The sequence below is a fragment of the Arthrobacter pasteuri genome (assembly GCF_054510955.1).
The window spans coordinates 187,757-209,997 of record NZ_JBTNDO010000002.1 but is presented as its reverse complement, the minus strand read 5'-3'; the positions used below and the strand labels follow the sequence as shown (position 1 = coordinate 209,997).

Annotated in this window: 16 protein-coding genes; 6 read left to right on the top strand and 10 right to left on the bottom strand. The window is 68.5% G+C overall.

Annotated features, from left to right (window positions below; translation table 11 throughout):
- Positions 1-2: 2 nt before the first annotated feature.
- Complete coding sequence (locus ACX80H_RS12030; protein WP_459313588.1) at positions 3-932, bottom strand: PfkB family carbohydrate kinase; 930 nt, start codon at positions 930-932, stop codon at positions 3-5.
- Between the two features lie 79 nt (positions 933-1,011).
- Positions 1,012-2,007, bottom strand: a complete 996-nt coding sequence (locus ACX80H_RS12025) for an SIS domain-containing protein (RefSeq protein WP_459313587.1) — start codon at positions 2,005-2,007, stop codon at positions 1,012-1,014.
- Between the two features lie 270 nt (positions 2,008-2,277).
- Between ACX80H_RS12025 and ACX80H_RS12020 the strand changes: the two genes are divergently transcribed.
- The 3 genes from ACX80H_RS12020 to ACX80H_RS12010 are packed head-to-tail and all read left to right on the top strand — an operon-like array spanning position 2,278 to position 5,355.
- On the top strand, positions 2,278-3,594 hold the full coding sequence (locus tag ACX80H_RS12020) for an ABC transporter substrate-binding protein (RefSeq protein ID WP_459313586.1): 1,317 nt from the start codon (positions 2,278-2,280) through the stop codon (positions 3,592-3,594).
- Positions 3,563-4,525, top strand: a complete 963-nt coding sequence (locus ACX80H_RS12015; RefSeq protein ID WP_459313585.1) for a carbohydrate ABC transporter permease — start codon at positions 3,563-3,565, stop codon at positions 4,523-4,525. Before ACX80H_RS12020 ends, ACX80H_RS12015 begins: the two co-directional genes overlap by 32 nt.
- Positions 4,519-5,355, top strand: coding sequence for a carbohydrate ABC transporter permease (locus tag ACX80H_RS12010; protein WP_459313584.1), 837 nt, complete (start codon positions 4,519-4,521; stop codon positions 5,353-5,355). Before ACX80H_RS12015 ends, ACX80H_RS12010 begins: the two co-directional genes overlap by 7 nt.
- A 120-nt stretch (positions 5,356-5,475) precedes the next feature.
- Here the strand turns inward: ACX80H_RS12010 and ACX80H_RS12005 are convergent, their stop codons facing one another.
- Entirely contained in the window at positions 5,476-6,141 is a 666-nt protein-coding gene (locus ACX80H_RS12005; RefSeq protein WP_459313583.1) for an SDR family NAD(P)-dependent oxidoreductase, read from the bottom strand.
- A gap of 49 nt (positions 6,142-6,190) precedes the next feature.
- Positions 6,191-7,360 carry an ROK family protein gene (locus tag ACX80H_RS12000; protein WP_459313582.1) on the bottom strand — a complete coding sequence of 390 codons (1,170 nt, stop codon included), beginning with the start codon at positions 7,358-7,360 and terminating at the stop codon, positions 6,191-6,193.
- Between the two features lie 203 nt (positions 7,361-7,563).
- On the opposite strand from ACX80H_RS12000, the gene ACX80H_RS11995 reads away from it, so the two are divergent.
- Both ACX80H_RS11995 and ACX80H_RS11990 read left to right on the top strand, forming a co-directional pair.
- Positions 7,564-9,222, top strand: a complete 1,659-nt coding sequence (locus tag ACX80H_RS11995) for a glycoside hydrolase family 13 protein (RefSeq protein WP_459313838.1) — start codon at positions 7,564-7,566, stop codon at positions 9,220-9,222.
- Between the two features lie 216 nt (positions 9,223-9,438).
- Positions 9,439-10,167 (top strand): DnaJ family domain-containing protein, encoded by a 729-nt coding sequence (locus ACX80H_RS11990; protein WP_459313581.1) that lies wholly within the window; start codon positions 9,439-9,441, stop codon positions 10,165-10,167.
- A 40-nt stretch (positions 10,168-10,207) separates the two neighbouring features.
- Here the strand turns inward: ACX80H_RS11990 and ACX80H_RS11985 are convergent, their stop codons facing one another.
- The 6 genes from ACX80H_RS11985 to ACX80H_RS11960 form a co-directional block, all read right to left on the bottom strand.
- Complete coding sequence (locus ACX80H_RS11985) at positions 10,208-12,688, bottom strand: glycoside hydrolase family 65 protein (protein ID WP_459313580.1); 2,481 nt, start codon at positions 12,686-12,688, stop codon at positions 10,208-10,210.
- Positions 12,685-13,479, bottom strand: a complete 795-nt coding sequence (locus ACX80H_RS11980) for an HAD family hydrolase (protein WP_459313837.1) — start codon at positions 13,477-13,479, stop codon at positions 12,685-12,687. Before ACX80H_RS11980 ends, ACX80H_RS11985 begins: the two co-directional genes overlap by 4 nt.
- A gap of 297 nt (positions 13,480-13,776) precedes the next feature.
- Positions 13,777-16,356: an OpgC domain-containing protein gene (gene opgC / locus ACX80H_RS11975; protein ID WP_459313579.1), complete on the bottom strand. Its 2,580-nt coding sequence runs from the start codon at positions 16,354-16,356 to the stop codon at positions 13,777-13,779.
- Positions 16,353-18,422, bottom strand: coding sequence for a glycosyltransferase (locus ACX80H_RS11970; protein ID WP_459313578.1), 2,070 nt, complete (start codon positions 18,420-18,422; stop codon positions 16,353-16,355). The genes opgC and ACX80H_RS11970 overlap by 4 nt, the downstream gene beginning before the upstream one ends.
- Positions 18,423-18,647: 225 nt before the next feature.
- Complete coding sequence (locus ACX80H_RS11965; RefSeq protein ID WP_459313577.1) at positions 18,648-19,424, bottom strand: response regulator; 777 nt, start codon at positions 19,422-19,424, stop codon at positions 18,648-18,650.
- A gap of 28 nt (positions 19,425-19,452) precedes the next feature.
- A complete protein-coding gene (locus ACX80H_RS11960; protein ID WP_459313576.1) occupies positions 19,453-21,042 on the bottom strand; it encodes an ATP-binding protein in 1,590 nt (529 codons plus the stop codon).
- Positions 21,043-21,233: 191 nt separating this feature from the next.
- Here ACX80H_RS11960 and ACX80H_RS11955 point away from each other — a divergent pair, with 191 nt between their 5' ends.
- The gene (locus ACX80H_RS11955) at positions 21,234-22,241 is read left to right on the top strand and encodes a Bug family tripartite tricarboxylate transporter substrate binding protein (RefSeq protein ID WP_459313575.1); all 1,008 of its coding nucleotides are present in this window, start codon (positions 21,234-21,236) and stop codon (positions 22,239-22,241) included.

Below are 22,241 nucleotides of genomic sequence, written 5' to 3'. Positions count from 1 at the left end.
GGCTAATGGTAACGAGGCAGCGGGACGCTCGGCCCGATCAGCGCGGCCCGGGCCTCCTCGGGGTCCGCGTCGGAGAACGGCCAGCCGTGCCCGAAAGCCCCCTCGACCGTGCACTGCTGCGCGGAATAGCGGGCGGCCGCGTGCATCGAGGCTGCGACGTCGACGGCATCCGCGTGCCGGTTCCGCGACCAGCCGGCCTGCAGCAGCCGAAGGAGGAATGCCGTCAGGTACGCGTCCCCGCAGCCCATCGTGTCGACGACGGACGACGGCGGGACGTACTGCGCGCCGTCCTCGTAGAACGTGCCGCCGTCGAGGAACAGGGCGCCCTCGGTGCCGCGGGTCGCCAGGGCGGCGCCGGCGCCGTGGCGGATCGCCGTCGAGAGGAGATCGCGGGTCTCCCGCTCGTCGAGGTCCGCGGAGGAGAACTGCGCCAGGTCCACGGAGGGGCACACCGCGGCGAGGTAGGCGTCGGACCGCCGGTCGTCGTCCGCGGAGAAGTCGAAGCTCACGCGGGGGACAGCGGCCCGGAGGGCGGGCAGGTGCTCCTCGATGCCGGAATAGACGCTGGAGTGCACGACGTCGAACCCGGCCAGGTACGCGAGGTCCTCGGCGGACGGCCGCAGCGGCTCGGCGAGGGTGATCCCGCCACCGTTCCAGTCCAGGAACTGGCGCTCGCCGGCCTCGAGGCGGATGTTCGTCCAGCCGCTCGGTCCGTTCCTCGTGACCGAGCGTGAGATGTCGACGGACTCCGCGAGGAGGGATTGCTTCAGCAGGTCGCCGAAGCGGTCGTTCCCGAAGACGCCGAGGTATGCAGCATCGGCACCGAGGCGGCGCGCGAAGACGGAGAAGTTGACGCTGTTGCCGCCCGGGTAGGAGGTGCGGCGGTCGATGAAGCGGTCGACGATATTGTCGCCATAGCCGAGAACGCGCATGGGTGCCTTGCTGCTCGAAGGAGTCCCGGCCGGGTGACGGGCACCCGGCCGGGAACGAGGGACTCGCCGTCCGGTGGGCTCAGTACTCGACGACCCGGTAGTACCGGCGCAGGTCGAGCGAGTGGTCGCGCTGCTTCTCGAGGTGCTTGCTGATCCGGCTGGTGATCGTGTCCATCACCAGCGGGCCGAGCAGGCCGCGGAATTCGTCGTCGACCCCCTCCAGTGCGTAGTCCGCGGTATCGAGGACGGTGGTCGCCTGCGAGTACTTCTCCGAGAACCTCGCGACGCGCTCCATGAGAGGGCGGGTCTCGTCCTCGCCGACGAAGAGCAGGACGCTGGTGTCGGGCTCGATCAGCTCGAGGGAACCGTGGAAGAACTCCGCTCCGTGCACGCGGGTGGTGCGCAGCCACTGCATCTCCTCCAGGATGCACATGGAGTACAGGTAGGCGTGGCCCCAGAGGTTGCCACTGCCCACGACGAAGTGGAAGTCCGTGTCCTTGTGCCGTGCCGCGAATGCCTCGGCCAGGGGCTCCGCCTGGCGGGCCACCTCGACGAGGGCCGCCGGGACGGCCGGCAGCTGGTCGACGAGCTTGTCGTAGCCGGCGAATTCGCCGCGTTCGGACAGGAACCGTGTGCTGAAGAGCAGCAGACCCAGGTCGAACGGCCAGGCATCGGGCTCGGTGATGAGTGCGTGGTCCACGGCCTGTGCTATCGGGCTGTCGGCGATCCCGGTGAATCCGACGGTGCGGACACCGCGGGCGCGGCAGTACTCGATGGCCTGGATGACGTCCTCGGTGGTGCCCGAGGCCGAGGCGAAGACGGCGACCGCCCGCTCGGTGAGCAGGGCGTCGCCCGAGAGGACCAGTTCCGCCGCAATGGCGGAGCGGACCGGGATCCTGGTGTTGCGGCGCAGGAGGTGCTCGTAGGGCCACATCGCGGCGTAGGTTCCTCCCGACCCGATGAGGAAGACGGCGTCGACGTCGGAGAGGCCGGCGACGATTTCTTCTATGCGCGGCTGGAGGCCCAGGAAGCTCCGGGCGCGGGTGAGGAACTGGTCCTCATCGAACTTCAGCATGATGATCCCTTCGGAAGAGGCGAGGTGCCCGGGTTGATACCGGTATCACCGGCACATCGTTGCACGGTGAAATCTGCAGCGTCAACCATCAGCTCTGCTCCTCACCACCTTCCACTTGCTGCGTCGAAATAATTGACCGCCCTCTGGTACCGGTATCAATCTTGCGCTACTGTGATCCGCACCACGCGGAGATGGACCGGCCCACCGGGCAGTCATCGATCCGCAGCGGAGGCTTCCGGGCAGGTCCCGGTCAATGAAGGAGGATCGGCCATGAAGAACGTCCGACTGAGGGTATGCGCGGTCACCGCCGCGGCACTGGTGAGCCTGACGGCGTGCGGAGGCGGAGCCGAGGTCGAGGCAGCCGACCTCACGGCCCCGCCCGAATACGAGGGAACCCTGTCGATCCTGACGAAGTTCGGCGGAGAACCGCTGTCCCCCTACTTCGAGGACCTCGCCGCCGAGTACACGGCCCTGCACCCGGACGTGGACTTCGAGATCATCCAGGAGACGGACCAGAGCATCAAGGACAAGACGAAGACCCTCGTCGCCTCCTCGGCCCTGCCCGACATCTACTTCTCGTGGACCGGCGACTACGCCGACAAGTTCATCGAGGGCGGCCTGGCCGCAGACCTCAGCGCGGTCCTCGCCCCCGAGTCGGAATGGGGAGGCACGTTCGGGGCGGCATCGCTGGACGCCTTCGCCCAGGACGGCAAGTACTACGCCGTCCCCCTGTACAACAACGGCAAGTTCATGGGCTACAACAAGGCCCTGTTCGACAAGGCCGGCGTCGCCGTTCCCACCACGTTCGAGGAACTGATCGCCGCCTGCCCGAAGCTCGAGGCGCAGGGCGTGGAGCCGCTGGCGTTCGGCAACAAGGACGGCTGGCCCGGACTGCACTTCCTCCAGCAGCTCTTCGCCTACAACGTGCCGCAGGACGTCCTGGAGAAGGACTTCGTCCCTGCGACCGCCTCCTGGGACCACCCGGGCTACGCGAAGTCGCTCGAGGAGTTCCAGACCGTGGTGCAGGACTGCACCGCGACGGGATCGGACTCCAACGGCGTGCTGTACTCGACCGCCCAGCAGGCCCAGTCCGCCGGCCAGGCGGCCATGTACTTCCAGGAGATCCTGGAGTTCGATTCGGTCGTCACGGAATCCTCGAAGATCACCGCAGAGGACTTCGGGATCTTCGCCCTGCCGGCTCCCGAAGGTGCCGAGGGTGACCCCGCCGCACTGGAGGGATCTCCCGAGGGCATGATGGTCAACGCCAGGTCCCCGCGCCAGGCGCTCGCCGTCGACTTCCTCAAGTTCGTGACGACCAAGGCCAACGCGGAGAAGCTCGCCGGGGCGCCCTTCAGCCAGCCGAGCACCATCGTGGGCGCCGTCTCCGAATCGACGGCGAGCCCCGCCGTCGTCGAGGGCGTCGAGAAGCTCAACGAAGCCAGCTACCTGCTCGGGTGGCTCGACGCCGTCACGGTTCCCGACGTCGCGGACGCCTGGCTCGCCGGCGGCGAGGCGCTGGTGTCCGGATCCGAGACTCCCGAAGAGGTTCTGAGCAGTGTCCGCGCCGCTTCAGACAGCGCCAAGTAGGACCGAACCCGCCGCACCCCTGCTGCCCCGGACCGGGGAAGCAGGGGTGCGGCGGCACCGCAGGACGCGGGGCTGGGCCTGGGTGGCTCCGGCTCTCCTGATCCTGGGCGTGTTCGTCTACCTCCCACTGCTCCAGAACCTGCAGTACAGCGTCATGGAGTGGGACATCTACGGAGGGGGGTCCTCCTTCGTCGGGATGGCCAACTACGAGAAGCTGGCCGGCGATCCGGTGTTCTGGCACGCCCTGCTGAACAACTCCGCCTACGCCGCGGTCTCGCTGGTCTGCCAGGTCTTCGGCGCGCTGCTCCTCGCCGCGCTGGTGGAGGGATTGCGGTCCGAGCGGTGGCGGCGTGCCCTGCGGGCCATCTACTTCGTTCCGTCCGCGATCTCCCTGACGGTCGCGGGACTGCTGTTCTACTTCATCTACGAGCCGGAACTCGGCATCCTGAATGCGGCCCTGCGGGGCGTCGGACTCGACTCCCTGACGCAGGCCTGGCTGGGGCAGGAGGGCACGGCCATCTGGGCCGTGATCGCCATGAGCCAGTGGCAGGGCTTCGGCTACTCCACACTGCTCTTCGCGATCGCCATCCAGCGCATCCCCCAGGACCTCTACGACGCCGCCTCGCTCGACGGCGTCGGCCCCGTCCGCAGGTTCCTCCAGGTCACGGTCCCGCTCACCCGCGAGATGACGGGCCTGATGATCATCGTGACGCTCTCGGGCGCTTTCCAGGTGTTCAACGAGGTCATGGTCATGACCAGCGGAGGTCCCAACAATTCGAGCCAGGTCCTGGTCAGCTGGCTCTACCGGATGGGCTTCGGCCGCAACGACTTCGGCTACGCGGCCGCTATCGCCACGGTGATCTTCCTCCTGACGCTGGGCGTCGCGCTCCTGCAGCTGGCCATCACGCGAAAGAGGAGAGTGGAATGGTAACCCGGACAAGCCTTCTGGGCGTCGTCGCGCGCACCTTCGTGGCGTCGTTCCTGCTGGCCCTCGCCGTCGTCGTGATCTATCCCCTGCTGTGGATGGTCCTGAACGGATTCAAGACCAACAGCGAGCTCTTCGGGAACCCCTTCGCGCTGCCGCTCCAGCTCAGCTGGGACAACTACGTGAAGGCGTGGAACCGCGGCGTCAGCAGCTACCTGGTGACGAGCATCCTGGTCACCGTCACGGCGACCATCGCGACGGTCTTCATCAGTGCGTGGGCCGCGTACGGGCTCACCCGGATGCAAATCCCCTTCAGCCGCACCGTGCTGGCCCTGATCCTCGGTGGCCTCATGCTCGCCCCCGCCGTCTCGCTGATCCCGCTCGTCAAGATGTTCCAGGCGCTCGGGCTCTACAACACGTTCTGGGCGCTGCTGATCCTCTACGTGGCGTTCCGCATCCCCTTCACCACCTTCCTGATCCGCGCCTACATGGTCGACCTCCCGCTCGAGATCGACGAGGCGGCGGCCGTTGACGGGGCCAGCAAGGCGAGGGCGTTCTGGAGCATCATCCTGCCCATGTGCAAGCCGATCCTCGTCTCCAGCGTCATCCTGAACATCCTGTTCACCTGGAACGAATACCTGTTCGCGATGGTCTTCACGAGCGGCGGAGACCTGCAGACGCTGCCCATCGGGCTGACGAACCTGATGAGCAAGCACGGGACCGAATACCCCGTGGTCTTCGCCGGCATGACGATCGCCGCCGTGCCGGTCATCCTGCTCTTCTTCCTCACGCAGAAGTACTTCGTACGGGGGCTGGCCGACGGCGTCGGGAAGTAGCGTCGGCGTCCTTCTGTGCCGTCCCGTGCCTTCCGGGCCCGGGCGGCACGCTGCCGGGTGCTGCTCAGTCCGGAAGTCGAGGACCCCGCGTCGCTGCCGGATCTCGTGGCAGGTGCGGCATCAATCCGCGCTGATCTGCCGCCGGAAGGTGTCCCGCCGGGCGTGGAGATCCCACAGGACGCCGGCGAGCACATGGGGGTCCTTGTCCGGATCGCCCTCGACGATGCGGCCGCCGATGATGAGCTGCGCTACGTGGATGCCCTCCTCGGCGAGCACCTCGTGCAGCAGCTGGGCGTAGGCGGCCTGGCCCGCGAAGGCTACCGAGGTACCGGTGACAGCGCGGCCGGGCTTGACTGCGGAACCGCCGTTGACGAAGAGGATGGTGCCGCGGTCCTTGCCGAGGAACCGCATCCCGGGCAGCACCTGGTGCACTGCGGCCACGGACCCGTAGATCGAGAACTCCACCGGACCCTTGAGGTCCGCCGGCGTCGTCTCGAGGACGGGCCGCATGAAGTCCTTCTGGGGGAGAGGACTGTACTGCAGCACCTCGATCGGTCCGAGCGTCTCGGTCGCGGCTTCGAGGGCGGCTGCGATGGACTCGGGGTTCCGGACGTCTGCGGCGAAGCCCCGGGCATGAATGCCTTCCCTGCCGAGGTCCTCCGCGAGGGCGTCCACTTTCCCCTGGCTCCGGGAGATGAGGGCCACGGAGAACCCCTCCGCCCCGAAACGCCGTGCCACTGCGGCTCCGAGGCCGCGTCCTGCTCCGATGATTGCGAGAGTAGTCATACCCGGTGCAATTGATCAGCCGGCTGAATAATTCCGTGACCCCAAGTCCTCACCCGAGGGTCCCGAGGATGGTGCGCTGGATGGCGACAGCGGCGGCGCCGCGGGCCCACTGCGCGAAGTCCGTGGGCTGCCGCCTCAAACGGAGCGGCGCTGCCTCTGGGTCGCGGTGGTAGGTGACCGAGTCCTGCAGGGGAGTGGCGGCGACCTCCGCGAGGTCCATGCCCTCTCCCGACAGGATGACGAGGTCCACCATGGTCAGGTTTGCGACGGCGGACACCAGCAGGCCGAGCCTCCAACCGGCCGCCTCGACGATCCCGCTCGCAGCGGGGTGTCCCTCCGCTGCGAGCCTGAGGATGTCCTCGTAGGACCGTTGCTCGCCCGTCGCCGCGGTGAACTGCGAGCAGATGGCCGGGATGGTCAGGATCGCAGAGGCGCAGCCTTCGTGGCCTTCGGGGCATTCCGGCCCCGAGGCCTCCAACGGGTAGTGGCCCACGAGTCCGAGTCCGGCGTCCGGCGGTGCGATGACGGAGTCGTTGATGACGAGGCCGTACCCGACCCCGACGCCGATCGTCAGGACGGCGAAGTCCTTCTCGCCGCGCCCGGCGCCGAACCACTGTTCCGCGATGGTGAGGGCGACGACGTCGTTCTCGACCACGACCGGCAGGCCGGTCCGCTGATGCAGGAGGTCGGCGAGGGGTACGTCGCGCCAGCCGAGAAAGGGGGCACGGATCACCCGGGCACCGGAACCGACCTTGCCGCCGATGCTGATGCCCACGCCGCTGAAGGCGTCGAGGGGGCCGAGGTCGGTGATGGCGTCGACGATCGCACCCACGACGTCGTCCACGTCCTGGCCGGGGAGGAATCGCTCGCTCGTGTCGACGACGTCGGACCTGAGGTTCGTTGCCACGGCCGCCGCGCTGCGGCCGGTGAGCTTGATGCCGACGAACCGGTGCGCGTCCGGGCTGATCTCGAGCGGGCGCGTCGGCCGGCCGATCGCCGCGGGCAGGTGCTCCTCGGATTCGCGGAGCACACCGGCGTCCAGGAGCGGCTTGCTCAGGCGTGTCAGGCTGGCGATGGACAGGCCCAGGCGGGCAGCGAGGTCGGCGCGGGAGATGGGGCCGCGGACGAGGACTTCCCGTGCCAGCGCGCGGGCCGGGCTGTGGAGCGCTAGCGACCGGACTGCCTCCATCGCAAGTCCCCCTTCGGCTTTTCCGTCCATTGACACGCCTCTTATTTCTATCGTAAAAATAAAGCCTGGGTGCCTTGCTGGCCGACTCTTTCACCAGGGCCGCGCCGGCAACCCCAGTGCCCACACTTCCACATCACAGAGGGACGACACCCGTGACATCCACCGTTAATCCCGACGTTGAATCCGCCGTCGATGCCGCTACGGAGCTGTCCACCGAGGCGCTCGCGAAGCGCATGCAGGACCCGGACTGGTGGCGCCAGGCCGCCGTCTACCAGGTCTATCCGCGCAGCTTCGCCGATTCCAACGGCGACGGCATCGGTGACCTCAAGGGCATCACCTCACGGATCCCGTACCTCAAATCCCTCGGCGTCGACGCCGTCTGGCTGAGCCCCTTCTATCCCTCCGCGCTCGCGGACGGCGGGTACGACGTCGACGACTACCGCGACGTCGATCCCAAGCTCGGCACCCTCGAGGACTTCGATGAGATGATCGCCGCACTGCACCAGGCCGGCATCAAGCTCATCGCCGACATCGTGCCCAACCACACCTCCAACCGGCACGCCTGGTTCCAGGAGGCGCTGGCCTCGCCGAAGGGATCCGCGGCCCGCGACCGCTACATCTTCCGTGACGGCAAGGGTCCTGATGGCGAGGAGCCGCCGTCGGACTGGGACTCCGTGTTCGGCGGGCCGGCGTGGGAGCGGGTCGAGGACGGCCAGTGGTACATGCACATCTTCGCCCGGGAGCAGCCCGACCTGAACTGGGACAACCGCGAGGTCCGCGACGACTTCCTGGCGACGCTGCGCTTCTGGTCCGACCGCGGCGTCGACGGCTTCCGCGTGGACGTGGCGCACGCCCTGACGAAGGACATGAGCGAGCCGCTGCCGTCCAAGGCGGACCTCAGCCCCGAGGGCGGGAACCACGACGGCAAGCACCCCTTCTGGGATCGGGACGAGGTGCACGAGGTCTTCGCCGAGTGGCGCACGGTGTTCAACGAGTACACCCCGCCGCGCACCGCCGTCGCCGAGGCCTGGGTGCATGCCGACCGCCGCGCCCGCTACGCCAGCCCCGAGGGACTCGGCCAGGCGTTCAACTTCGACCTGCTGAAGGCGGACTGGGATCCCCGCGAGTTCCGCGACACCATCACCAAGAACCTCGTCGAGGCGAAGACCTCCGGTGCTTCGTCGACCTGGGTCTTCTCCAACCACGACGTCGTCCGGCATGCCACGCGGTACGGCCTGCCGCCGGCAGGGCCGGACAGCGTGAGCAAGCCCGGCCAGGGCGGCACTGACAGCCAGGACGGCTCGGCATGGCTGCTGAGCGGCGGCACCGAACCCGAGCTGGACCGCGAGCTGGGGGAGCGCCGTGCCCGCGCCGTCACGCAGCTCATGCTGGCGCTGCCCGGATCCGCCTACCTGTACCAGGGGGAGGAGCTCGGCCTGCACGAGGTCGCCGACATCGCCGACGAGGACCGCCAGGACCCCACGTTCTTCCGCAACACGGGCGTGGACGTGGGCCGTGACGGCTGCCGCGTGCCGCTGCCCTGGACCAGGGACGGCGAGTCCTTCGGCTTCGGCTTCGCCGGCGCGCACCTTCCGCAGCCCGAGTGGTTCGGCGAGTACGCGGTCGAGGTGCAGGAGGGCGATCCCGGCTCCACCCTCAGCTTCTACCGCCGGGCGCTCCAGCTGCGCCGCGAACTGCAGGGGGAGGAGGACTTCGAGTGGATCGAGGAGCCGTCGCCCGAGGTCCTGCACTTCACGCGTCCCGGCGGCTGGCACTGCGTCACCAACTTCGGTTCGGAGCCCGCCGATCTGCCTGCGGGTTCGGTGCTGCTGAGCAGCTCGCCGCTGGTGGACGGCAAGCTGCCGGCGGACACGACGGCCTGGATCGCCTAGCGGCTTCGGTCCCGGAAGCTTTTCTGCGGCAGCTTCTTCCGGCGGGCCTTCTCCGGTGACCGATGGTGCCAGCGGCACGGGTGCCCGGGGTTCGTTGGTGGCCCGCCGTCGTCGTCGTCGGTGGTGCCTGCGGCGCGGGTGCCCGGACCCGTGGCGGGAGTACCCCGGGTGCGGGCCGCCGCGCCGGGTGTGCAGACCGGCAGAGGTAGCGCCGCGGTGCGCACGACGACGAAACGCGAGCCCGTTCGTCCGCAGGAGAACTGGTTGCGAGGATCGGCGGGACGTCGGAATACTGGAGAAACCGGCACGATCGACCCGGAGGGCAGCGACATCAGCAGGTCCCAGGAGCACGAGGAGCGGCTGCGGAAGGCGGCCCAGTTCCGCGCTGCCCGGGGGGACGCCGGCGACGCGATGGCCGAGCTGGAACGGCAGAACGACGACGGCGGCTCCGCCTCCGGCGAGATGGCCCCCCTGCGTGAGGGCGAGGACGAGGTCAAACGCGCACGGCTGATCGTGGACCGGGCCGTGGCACGCGGCGACTTCGACGACCTCGCGCTCGCGGGCAAGCCCATCCCGGGGCTGGGGGAGAGTCACGATCCCGACTGGTGGGTCAAGGGCCTGATCCAGCGCGAGAACATCACCGGACTCGGCCCGCGGGCCATCCTGCTGCGCACGGAGGACGCGGAGCTCGACGACCGCCTCGACCGCCAGTACACCGAGAAACAGGTGCGCGAGGTCCTCGAGGACTTCAACTACCGCGTGATCGACGCGAGGCGCCAGCTCCTCGGCGGCCCTCCGGTCATCACCAAGCTGCGTGATGTCGACGCGGAGGTGGAGCGGTGGCGTGAGCGCCGGGTTGCTGCCCGGCGTGCGGCGGAGGCCGCCGCGCCGCCCGAACCGCCGAAGACCTCCTTCTGGCGGCGCATCTGGCGCGGCGGCACCTGAGCGACGCCCGCAGCGGGACCGATCCGGCCCCGGCGCCCTGCTAGGAGCGCAGCGAGATGGTGGGCATCGACGCCGTCACCAGCGTGCCGTCCGCCCGACGGGTCCCTTCGATGTCACGTGTGCTCGGAGTGCCGGTCAGGCGCGGGCCCTGGTGGTCGAGCGGGACAGTGACGGGATGGTCCGCCCCTACGTACACCCTCTCGCCGCGGACGGTGACCGTCGCACTCACGCCTGCTTCAACCGTCAGGGTCATCGCATGCTGGGTCACGTCGGCACGCACCCGCGTACCCTGCAACGTCACCCGGAAGCTCATGCGGGTCCAGGCCTCGGGAAGGCGCGGGTCGAAGGTGATGTCGCCACCATGGTCGCGCATGCCACCGAACCCGTAGGTGAGGGCACTCCACACCCCACCGGTCGAGGCGACGTGGATGCCGTCCGACGTGTTGCGGTGGAGATCGGCGAGGTCCACGAACAGGGCGGACAGGAAATACTTCATCGCCAGGTCCTGGTACCCGACCTCGGCCGCGATGATCGACTGGACCACCGCGGACAGGGTGGAGTCCCCGGTCGTCAGGGCTTCGTAGTACTCGAAGTCGGCGCGCTTCTGCTCCGGCGTGAACTCATGGCCCTGCAGGAGGAGGGCGAGGACGACGTCGGCCTGCTTGAGGACCTGGAAGCGGTAGATCACCAGCGGGTGGTAGTGCAGCAGCAGGGGGCGCTTGCTCGCGGGGGTGTGCTCGAGGTCCCACAGTTCCTTCTCCAGGAACGCGGCGTCCTGCGGATGGATGCCCGCCCGCTTGTCGAAGGGGATGTACATCTTCTCGGCGGCGAGCGCCCATTCGTAGATCTCGTCCTCGTTGAGCTTCAGGCGCGAGGCCATCCGCTCATAGGCGACAGGATCAGCGGTCCGCAGCGACTCGACGGCGCGCGTTGCCGACTTCAGGTTGGCGCGCGCCATGACGTTCGTATACAGGTTGTCGTTGACGACGGTCGTGTACTCGTCGGGTCCCGTGACCCCGTGGATGTGGAAGTAGTCGTCGCCGTTGCTGCGCCAGAATCCCAGGTCGGCCCACATCCGTGCCGTCTCGACGAGGATGTCGATCGCCCCGCGGACGAGGAAGTCCTTGTCCCCGGTCGCCGCGACGTACTGCATGAGCGCATAGGAGATGTCGGCGTCGATGTGGTACTGGGCGGTGCTGGCTGCGTAGTAGGCCGACGACTCCTGCCCGTTGATCGTGCGCCAGGGGAACAGCGCCCCGCGCTGGTTCAGTTCGACGGCGCGGGCACGCGCCGGTTCGAGCATGGCCTGGCGGAAGCGGAGGGCATTCCGTGCGACGAGGGGAGCGGTGTAGCTGAGGAAGGGGAGGACATAGACCTCGCTGTCCCAGAAGTAGTGGCCCCCGTACCCGGAGCCGGAAACGCCCTTCGCCGCGATGCCGCCGCCGTCGGTGCGGGCAGTGGACTGGGCCAGCTGGAAGAGGTTCCAGCGCACGGCCTGCTGGGTGACGGGCTGACCCTCCACCTCGACGTCGGAGCGCGACCAGTAGTCGGCCAGCCATTCCCGCTGCTTCTGGTACTGCTCCTCGACGGGGACCTCGAGGGCGCGGTCCAACGTGCGGCCGCAGCGGTCTGCGAGCTCACGGACGGGCACGCCACGGGAGGTGTGATAAGTGATGGTCTTGACGAGCCGGATGGGCTGACCGGGCTTCGCCTTCACACGGTAGACGTGCTTGGCGAGGTCGTCCTCGAGATGGGACCGCTGATCCCACTCGTTGTCGGTGACCAGGTCGTGTTCGACGCCGCACGCGATGGTCATCGACGAGTTGGTGGTGCGGTAGCCGAGCAGGTAGCGCGACCCGTCGACGCGCTTGAGGCGCGGCTGGAGTACCCGTTCCTTGAACGAATCCGCCTTGCGCGGGTCGAACGCCGCGCTGTCGGCCGCAGGGAGCACCTGATCCTCGTCGATGCCGTCCTGGCGGTTGAGGATCTGGCTGGAGATGAGGATGGACGCTTCGGCGTCGAGCATCTCCACCTCGTAGTCGACGACCGCCAGGTGGCGGTCCGAGAACGAGACGAGACGGCGCGTCCGCACGAGGACGCGCTTGCCGGAGGGCGTGCGCCACTCGAGCTCCCGCACCAGGACGCCGTCGGCGAAATCGAGGCGCCGCGAGTAGCGCAGGATGTCGGCCTCCGTCAGGACGAACGGTTCGTCGTCGACGTACAGGCGGATGATCCTCGCATCGGGGACGTTGACGATCGTCTGCCCGACCCTGGCGAAGCCGAAGGCCTCCTCCGCGTGCTGGATGGGCCACGTCTCGTGGAAGCCGTTGATGAAGGTGCCGTAGTCGTGCCCGTCCCGGCCTTCATCCACGTTGCCGCGGAGGCCGAGGTAGCCGTTGCCGACGGTGAAGAGGGTCTCGGTGCGCCCCTGGAGGGAGACGTCGAAATCCGTCTCGACGAGCGCCCACTCGTCGACCGGGAAGTGGTTGCGGTCCAGGGGATCGGAGGAGATGAGGTTCATGAGGGGAGGTCCTGGGATACGAGGTGCGCGCCCGGACCGGCCGGTCGGGCAGGGAGGAAGGGGATCAGTTCGGCGAGGTCGTCGACGACGACGTCCGCGCCATGCGCGAGGAGGGTATCGGCACCGACACCCCGGTCGACGCCGACCACGAGACCGAAGGCGCCGGCACGCCCTGCGGCGACCCCGGAGTGGGCATCCTCGACCACGGCGCACGCCGAGGCGGGGAGGCCGAGCAGTTCGGCGGCGTGGAGGTAGGTGTCGGGCGCGGGCTTGCCGGCGATACCGCGGTCGGCTGCGAGGACGCCGTCGACGACGACCTCGAAGCGGTCGCGGAGTCCGGCCGCTCCGAGGACGGGAACACCGTTGCGCGAGCTGGTGACCACGGCGACCTGGACACCGGCGGCGACGGCGGCATCGAGGAATGCGAGGGAGCCGGGATAGGGCTTCACTCCCTCCACCTGGAGGGTCTCGTTGAAGGCCTCGTTCTTGCGGTTGCCGAGTCCGCAGACAGTCTCGGCCTCGGGCGGATCCCCGGGCAGGCCCTCGGGCAGCGTGATGCCGCGGGAGGCGAGGAACGCACGAACGCCGTCGTAGCGGGGACGGCCGTCGATGTAGGTGAAGTAGTCCGCATCGGTGTAGGGCTCCTCGACCCCCTGCGCCTCGAGGTAGGCGGTGAACAGCCGAGCCCAGGCATGCATATGCACCTCGGCCGTGGGCGTGAGGACGCCGTCGAGGTCGAAGAGGAGTGCGCTCAGGAACGAGAGGCGCGCGTGGGCGGGGTGTAAGCTCATGGTGCTGATCGCCTTCAGGGGTGGCGGGAGCCGTGAATGGACATCACGGTGCGGATCGACAGCGGCGGCGTTGATCAGCACTGATCCTGCACCGGGAGAGCGTGTCCGAGGAAGCTGGCCGGACGGGGTCGTCTACGGCGAGACCAGAACTGGGACGAGCGGGCCTGGAAGGCCCCGGATCCTGCAGTGCTGCTGCAGGATCCGTTAAAGTCTACCGCCAAAATCGCCGTTCCGGGGCCCACGACGCGCTGGACCGGTCCTGATCGAGCGGCTACCCTCGCGACCCCGGGGACAGGGTCAGTTCGGGATGATCCCGAACAGGACCTTCCTCTTGACCATCAGCCAGATGGCGAGGGTCACGACGGCATGGATGACGAGTCCCTGCCAGGCGCTCGCGCGGTCCAGCCCGGAGATGTTGGCGACCGCGAGCACGAAGTACACGTGGACGATGAAGACGTACAGGCTCGCACGCCCCAGCGGGATGTACAGCCATCCGGTCAGCCTGTTGATGGGTTTCCAGAACGACGTCAGGATGACGTGCGTCGCGACGATGAAGAAGCCCAGGTTCAGGAGCCGGCCGGGCTGCAGGATCACGCGCACGTACCCGGATTCGTACAGGGTCTCGTAGAAGCCGGGCGGGATGAGGGGCAGGCCGAGTCCCAGGGTGTAGTTCAGCCAGAGCCCTCCCAGGACGAGCGCATACGCGCCGGTGGCCACGCCGACCAGGTTCTTCCCCCGTGGGGTGCTGAGCGCATCGATGATCGCCCGGCGGTGGTAGCCGATCGTGACGCCGTGGACGAAGATCAGCTGCCAGGTGAGCAGTGGGAAGACGTCCTGGAACTGCGAGTTGAAGACCCGCAGCGAGAAGGCCGCGTCGAGGACGTAGAGCGCCCAGCTGATGGCGAGCAGCAGCCACCACAGCTTCTTGCGGAGCATCAGGACCAGCAGCGGAACCGTCAGCGTCAGTACTACGTACAGACCCATGATGTTGAAGGCCCACGGTCCCATGTTGAGGAGCAGCAGGTCCCGCACCGCGTACCCGGGCGGCGGGTAGTCGAGCAGCCGCTGGACGTTCGGGTAGAGGTCGTACACGCGGCCGGCGGCCTCGGTCCCGGCTCCACCCGTCCCACGGTCCGTGAAGGTGGTGAGGACGGACCCGTCGATGAAGGGCACCAGGGAGAGCAGGTAGACGGTGAGGACCACGGCGAGGGAGGTGACGTAGAGCTTGACCGCCCGCCGGGTGGTTCCCTTCGCCGCCTCTGCGGCCCCGCGGCGCTTGACGGCCAGAGGGTGCACCATCCCGAGCACGACGCCGGACAGCATCACGAACAGCTCGGCACCCGTGATGGTCCCGATGAGGTTGCGTGAGATGAAGGACCATGGACCGGCAACCTCGATGTGGGTGACGATCACCGAGGTGATGATCCAGCCGCGCAGCAGGTCGATCCGGCCGTCACGGGGAGCATGCTCGTCCGGATACCGCCACTGCGGGACCACGCGCCTGGCGAGTCCGGCCAGGAGGACCAGGGCGAAGAGCCCGACGACGCACGCGACGAGGTAGCCCATCACGGCGCTGACCGGGGCGCCGGCCTGCCACACCTGCCGGGTCGATTCGTTCGCATCCTCCTGGGCGACCACCTGGGTCACCGGCCCGAGCCGGACGCCAGGCGCTGCGTCGAGGGTCTCCTGCAGTGCCGCCGTCGTCGCGTCGTCCGCGCCGAGCCTCCAGTCGACGGTGTGGCCCTGTGCTTCGGGCTCGGGGCGCTCCGCCTCGAGCCAGGACACCATCCCGATCTCCGGGTACTCCTCGGCGATCGCCGGGTCGAACAGCTGGTCGAGCCATGCCCGCTTGATGTCCGCTTCGGGTGCGCTGTCGGCGTCCTCGGGGTCGTAGAGCGCGGCCGTCTGGACGAGGAACCGCTTGCCCTTCGCCGCCGCGTACTGCTTCGCGAAGTCGATGCGCGGAGCGCCGGGGGCCACACCGTACGTGCCCGCGAGCTGGTCGGCGAACTTGTCCGGCTCGGGCAGCACGGAGGTGCTGATCGCGCCGGAGTACTCCCGTGTCCCGTCGGCGTTCCTCGTGGGCCTCTGCTCGTAGCTGCCGTAGTGGTACATCGTCAAGCCCACCCAGTCCACGGCGTCGTCGCCGGGGTAGTAGGGCTCGTAGGGGTCGTCACCGGTGTCGATCAGGCCATTGCCGTTCGTGTCCAGGCGCGTCACGGCTCCGGACTGACGACCCTCCACCGCGCCGTACGCCTCGGTGAACGGATAGCCGGCCGCGTACGACGGCGACCACACCATGGCGGCGCCGGGCGCCCCGGCGTGGACGGCGTCGGCCACGGTTCCGAACGCATCGACGTACTCGTCGGGCTGCTGCCCCCAGCCGAACCAGGTGCCGTTCATCTCGGGCGCGAAGCGGAGGAAGAACGCGGTGCGGAACTCGTTGCTGATGCGTTCGAGCGTGTCAGCGAGGTGCCTGGCGTCGTCGTCGGTCAGCTCGTCCAGCGGTTTCCTCGGTTCGAGGGTGACCATGGCGAGGGACCCCAGCGGCGCCTGCTGCCGTGCGAGGTCGAAGAGGTCGCGTTCGGCGGCGTCGTCGAGCGGGTAGGGGATCGGACGGCTGAAGAACGACGGCGTGATCCCCGTGCGGTCCGCGTAGGCGCGGGCGTTGTCGGAGGACCAGTCCAGTTCGGGGCCGAAGTAGCGGCCCTCCGTGAGGTCGGTCGGATCCTCGACCGGAGGGGATTCGGAGGTGGTGGTGGTCGCGGGCAGGCCGGCCCCCTGTGCCGGGACTGCGCCGGCGACGAGGCCGAGCGTCGACGCCACCAGGACCCAGGCGGCCAGCCATGCCCGGGTCCGCGGTGCGGCCGGGGTCATCGGGCGGATTCCCGCTGTGCCTTCGCTTCCGCGATGTCCGACTGGTAGTGCTCGAATCCGCGGTAGCGGACCGCCTCGACGATGACGCTGAAGATGACGAGGTCGAAGACCACCCAGACGATGTTGACCGACGTCCCCAGGATGTCGGCCTGGCCCACCGCCATCCGGATCACGCCGATGATCGCTGCCGCCACGAGCAGGCCCATGGCCCAAAGTTGCGGCTTCACGAGGTCCCACCGCAGCTGGGCGTCCTGCTGCAGGGTCTTCGGCGTCACGGCGAAATCGAGGCTCCGGCCGAGATAGACGTTGCCGAACGCGGAGGTGATCGACCGGATCCAGACGGGGAACAGGGCGAGCGAGTACTGCTGGCCGCGCCAGGTCTTGACGCCCTTGCCGACGACGGCGAACAGCAGCTGGTTGACCAGCAGGAACGGGATCAGCCGGACGAAGAACTCGGTGCTGATCGAGTTGACCGGGAGGATGCCGAACATCAGGTAGATGATGGGCGCGGCGATGTAGACGACGGCGGCGAACCCGGAGAGGTAGCTCCACATGGTCGCGGCGTACATGAGGCGCTGCGCGAAGGAGAGGCCCTTCTGGGCGAACGGGTTCTCGCGGAACATCACCTGTGCGGTGCCCTGCGCCCAGCGGAGGCGCTGCGTGAGCATGGAGTTCAGGTCCTCAGGGGCGAGGCCGTCGGCCAGCTTCTCGTGATGGTAGGCCGATTCCCAGCCGAGCCCGTGGAGGCGCATGCAGGTGGCCATGTCCTCGGTGACGGAGATGGTGGCCATCGGCATGACGGCCTGGGCCTCCCCGGTGCGATCGGCGTTGACCGAGTCGATCAGAACGCGGACGGTGTCGATCGCCGCGAGGGGCGACCAGGCACGCTGCGCGAGCTGGTCCAGCGCGGCGTCGTCGACGACGGCCAGGCCGGGGGTGCTGACCGACGCGTCCTGGAGGTGCGCCTCCAACCCGTCGATGTCCAGGTCCTCGAGCGAGGAGAGGTCGGCGCGGAACGCGGCGATGTCGGCGGCGACGAGGTCCCGGGTCACGGTAGCGACCCGCTGCTGGAACTCGTAGGTGACCTCGGAGATGCCGTGGCCCTTCTGCAGCCGGCGCCGGACCCTGCGGAGATCCTTGGCGACGAGGTCCAGGGCGTCGCGCACGCGGTCGTTGCCGGGGCCGAGACCCTTTTTGGCCTTGGCGAGTACCTTGTCCGAGGTCTTGAGCGCCTTGTGGAGCGCGAGCTCGATCTCCGTGACATACCGGGTGACACCGAGCTGCATGAGGGCCTCACGGCGGATGATCGCATTCGACCCGCAGAAGAAAGCGGCGTTCCAGCCGTCCTTGCCCTGCTGGATCGGCCCGTAGAACAGGGGCGCCTGGCTGCCCAGCGGATCGGAGTCCGGCACGTTGATGAACCACTGCGGAGTCTGGACCAGCGCCATCTTCTCGTTGGTGAAGTAGCCGAGGGTCCTGTCCAGGATCAGCGGGTCGGGGATCTGGTCCGCGTCGAGGATGAGCAGGAACTCGCCGTCCGTGGAGGCCAGCGCGTTGTTGAGGTTTCCCGCCTTCGCGTGGCGCGGCATGTCCTTCCAGTCGGCGGACCGGGTGATCCAGCCGATGCCCTCGGCCTCGGCGGCCTCACGCACCTCGGCCCGGTTGCCGTCGTCGAGGATCCACGTCTTGTGCGGGTAGCGGATGTCCTTCGCCGCACGGGCCGTGGTGAGGACCAGATCCAGCGGCTCGTTGTAGGTGGTGATGAAGACGTCGACGGTGAACCCCTCGGGAGCCTTCGGCGGCACGCGCTTCTTCAGCCTCCACACCGTGAAGCCGAACAGGAGGGAGTCGATGAGCGAGTACGTCTCGGCGAGCACCAGCGGGATGGCGATCCACCAGGCGTCCCAGTTGATCGAGAACAGCCACCGCCAGACGATGTAGTTCAGCCCGAGGACTGCCGTGACGAGGACGATGGCCCTGATCAGCAGGATCCGCCCGCCCGACGTCGCGTCCTGCTCGGCTGTCTCCTGGTCGCCCTGGAAAGAATCGCTCGGTGACGGCCCCATGCTCCAGCACACCTTCCTGCTCGTCGTGCGCGCGGCACTGCTTCCGTGGCCTGTGTGCCGTGAGTCGGCAGCACTGAGACACCCACCGGCCCCGAGAGGGCCATGAAGCACTTGAACAAAGGTACCCGACCGCCCGTGCCGGCCGTTCGACGACTCGGCCGGCGTGGAGGAGAAGCGGTCCGTGCGGTATAGGGCGGTGTGCAGGAGGGGAGCCTGCACCCGGAGTCAGGCCCGCCGGGCGTCGTCCGTCCAGACGTAGAACTTCTCGGGGCGCCCGGCCGATCCGTACTGAGGGACGATGCGCGCCTGCCCCCGCGAGACCAGGAACTCGAGGTACCGCCGGGCGCTGACCCGGGCCATGCCGAGGCGGTCGGCGACATCGGACGCCGAGGTGCCCCGGCCGTGGCTCCGGAGGTCGAGCATCACGGCGTCGAGCGTCGGAGCCGAGAGGCCCTTCGGCGTCGTGAGGGTCGCCGTGCCGGGCGACGCGGTGGTGCTGCCGGCCCCGGCTCCCGCCGTCGTCGTCCGCAGCAGTTCGTCGATCCTGCCCTGGTCGAGGGATGTGGAGCCGTCGGCCGCGTGCGCGTCGAGGTTCCGCCGGTACGCCACGTAGGAGTCGAGCCGCTGGTTCAGCACCGCGGCGTTGAAAGGCTTCACGAGGTAGTGCAGCACCCCGCCTGCAACAGCGGCACGCACGGTGTCGAGTTCACGGGCTGCGGTGATGGCGATGACGTCGAACGGCTCGCCCGGCCGGTTCCGTAGCGCACGCAGCACCTCGATGCCCGTCATGTCAGGGAGGTGGATGTCCAGCAGGACGAGCCTCGGTCGGAGCTCGTCCGCCAGTTCGAGCGCCCGTGCGCCGGTATGGGCGGCTCCGACGACGTCGAAGGCACCATGGGCGAGCAGGAAGCCGGTATGGATGCCGGCGACCTGGTGATCGTCGTCCACGACCAGGGTCGGGATCGGCGGGGGATCCGCCGGGGGAGGACCTGCAGGATTCACGGGACGGTTCCTCGGGATGTCGCGTCGCTCATGGCACCTGCAGGGGGCGGGGAGCGTCGATGAGGGACGGCGCGAGCCAGACCGTGAACTCGGCACCGCCGAGCTCGGAGTCGTCGACGACGACCTGGCCCGAGCGGCGGCGCGCGATGCGGTCCACGAGCGCCAGCCCGAAACCGCGCGTGCCGGGATGGCCGCCGTCCTTGGTGGAGTAGCCGGATGAGAAGATGGCGTCGACGTCCTCGGCGGCGACGCCGGGACCGTTGTCGGAGACGGTGATGCGGATTGCATCCTCGGCGGAATCGAGGTGGACACCGACCCGCCCGTCGGAGCGCCCGCTGCCCGTCACCGCTTCGATCGCGTTGTCGATGAGGATGCCGAGGACGGTGACGACGTCGGTGGTCCCGTCCGGCTCGAGCACCGAGGTGTCGTCGATGGACAGCGTGATCCCCTTCTCGGCGGCGATGGTGCTCTTGGTCATGAGCAGGCTGGCGGCGTCGGGATCCTGGATGCCGGGGGCGATGGACCCGGAGACGAGGGAACCCCCGTGGCCCGACCGGGAGATGAAGTCGACCGCCTGCTCGGTGCGGCCGAGCTCGAGCAGCCCGGAGATGGTGTGCATGCGGTTCGCGAACTCGTGCGCCTGGGCCCGCAGCGCCTGCGTGACGTCGCGCTCGCCGTCGAGGTCCGTGAGCAGCTGGTAGAGCTCCGTGCGGTCGCGCAGGATCATGACGCGGCCCACGCGCGTGCCGTCCACCAGGGCGTCGGACGTCCGGGCGAGGAGCACGCGCTCACCGGACAGGACGGTCTCGTCGGTGTCGGCGGGATCGGTCAGGAGGCGTGCGAGGGCGGGCTCCATGACGTCGTCCACGGGCCGGCCCGTGGCGGATTCGTCGAGGTCCAGCAGCCGCTTCGCCTCGTCGTTGAGGAGCGCGATGCGGTGGTTCGCATCGACGGCGACCATGCCCTCGCTGATGCCGTGGATCATGGCGTCGCGGGTCTCGAGGAGCGAGGCGATCTGCTCGGGCTCGAGGCGATAGATGCGCCGCCACACGAGCCGGGAGATCCAGATGGCCCCCGCCGATCCGACGAGCGCCGCCACGATCAGCCAGGCGAGCAGGCGGGGGAGGTCCTCGTAGAGGTCGGCGTCGAGCTCCGATTCGAGGGTGCCCACCGAGGCCGTGCCGATGATGCCGCCGGTGGCGTCGTAGATCGGCACCTTCACGCGCCAGGATTCGCCGAGCGTGCCGGTCTGGGTTCCCACGAAGATGTCGCCCGAGAGCGGGATGGAGGGGTCGGTGGAGACGCGCTCGCCGATCTGCTCGGGGTTCGGGTGGGAGTAACGGATGCCGTCGCGGTCCGTGACGACGACGTAGGTGACGCCCGTGGACTGGCGGATGAGGTCGGCGATGGGCTGGATGGTCGCGCTGGGATCGGCCTGGTCGAATGCCTCGACCACCGAGGGCAGCTGCGCCACCGACTGGGCGACGCCGACCATGCGGTCCTCGTACTGCTCGCGGATCTGCAGACGCTGCATCGTGACGGCGGTGGAGCCGGCCACGGCGACGATGACGAGCACGATGGCCAGTTGCAGCAGGAACAGCTGCGATCGAAGCGACATCGTCCGAATCATCCTCTTAGTGTGACACGGCGTGTCGCGTCACATGCGTGCTCCAGGGATCCAGTGACCACAAAGACCAATACGAGCACTACGACCGCATGCTTTACCGCCCGCTCGCAGCTTTCCTACCCTGAGGACAGCAGTGGTGACCCGCATCACACCTCACAACACATCTCAAGGAAGAGAACACCATGACGTTCGATCGCACAACGGCGCGCCGTTCGACCCTCACAACCCTCGCCCTCGTCTCCGCCCTCGCCCTCTCGGCCTGCGGTTCCATGACGCAGAGCACCACCTCCTCGGACGAGGAGGGAACCATCGAGAAGCTCAACATCGTGGTTCCCGCCGATCCGGGTGGCGGCTGGGACCAGACCGGCCGGGCCATGGAGACGGACCTCAAGGAGAACGAGCTCGTGGGCAACGCCTCCGTGGTCAACGTCGGCGGAGCCGGCGGCACCAACGGCCTCGCGAAACTCGCCACCGAGACCGACCCCAACACCCTGATGGTCATGGGGTACGTGATGGTCGGCGCTGTCGAGACCAACAACGCGGCGAACCGCATCGAGGACACGACGCCGATCGCGCGACTCACCGAGGAGCCCCTCGTGGTCGTGGTCCCCGCGAACTCGCCCTACCAGACGATCGACGACCTGCTGTCGGACATCGAGGCGAAGGGCCAGGGCGTCTCCATCACCGGCGGTTCCGCCGGCGGCGCCGACCACATCCTCGCCGGATCCATCCTCAAGGAAGCCGGCATCGCGCCCGACAACCTCAACTACATCCCCTACTCCGGCGGCGGCGAATCCCTCGCGGCACTCCTCGGCAACAAGGTCAACGCCGGGATCTCCGGCGTCGGCGAGTACGCGGAGCAGGTCGAGTCCGGCAAGCTGCGCGCCCTCGCGGTCTCCGGCGATGAGGCGGCCCCGCAGCTGCCCGACACCCCGACCCTCACGGACGAGGGCATCGACCTCGTGCTGACCAACTGGCGCGGCGTCGTCGCCCCCGGCAGCATCGACGAAGCGCAGGCCGAGAAGCTCACGCAGCTCGTCACCGACCTCCACGAGACCGACACCTGGAAGGCCACCCTCGAGGAGAACAACTGGGCGGACGCGTTCCTGGCCGGTGAGGAGTTCCAGACCTTCCTCGAAGAGGACATCGCCAGCGTCAAGACCACGCTCACCGACATCGGACTGCTGTAG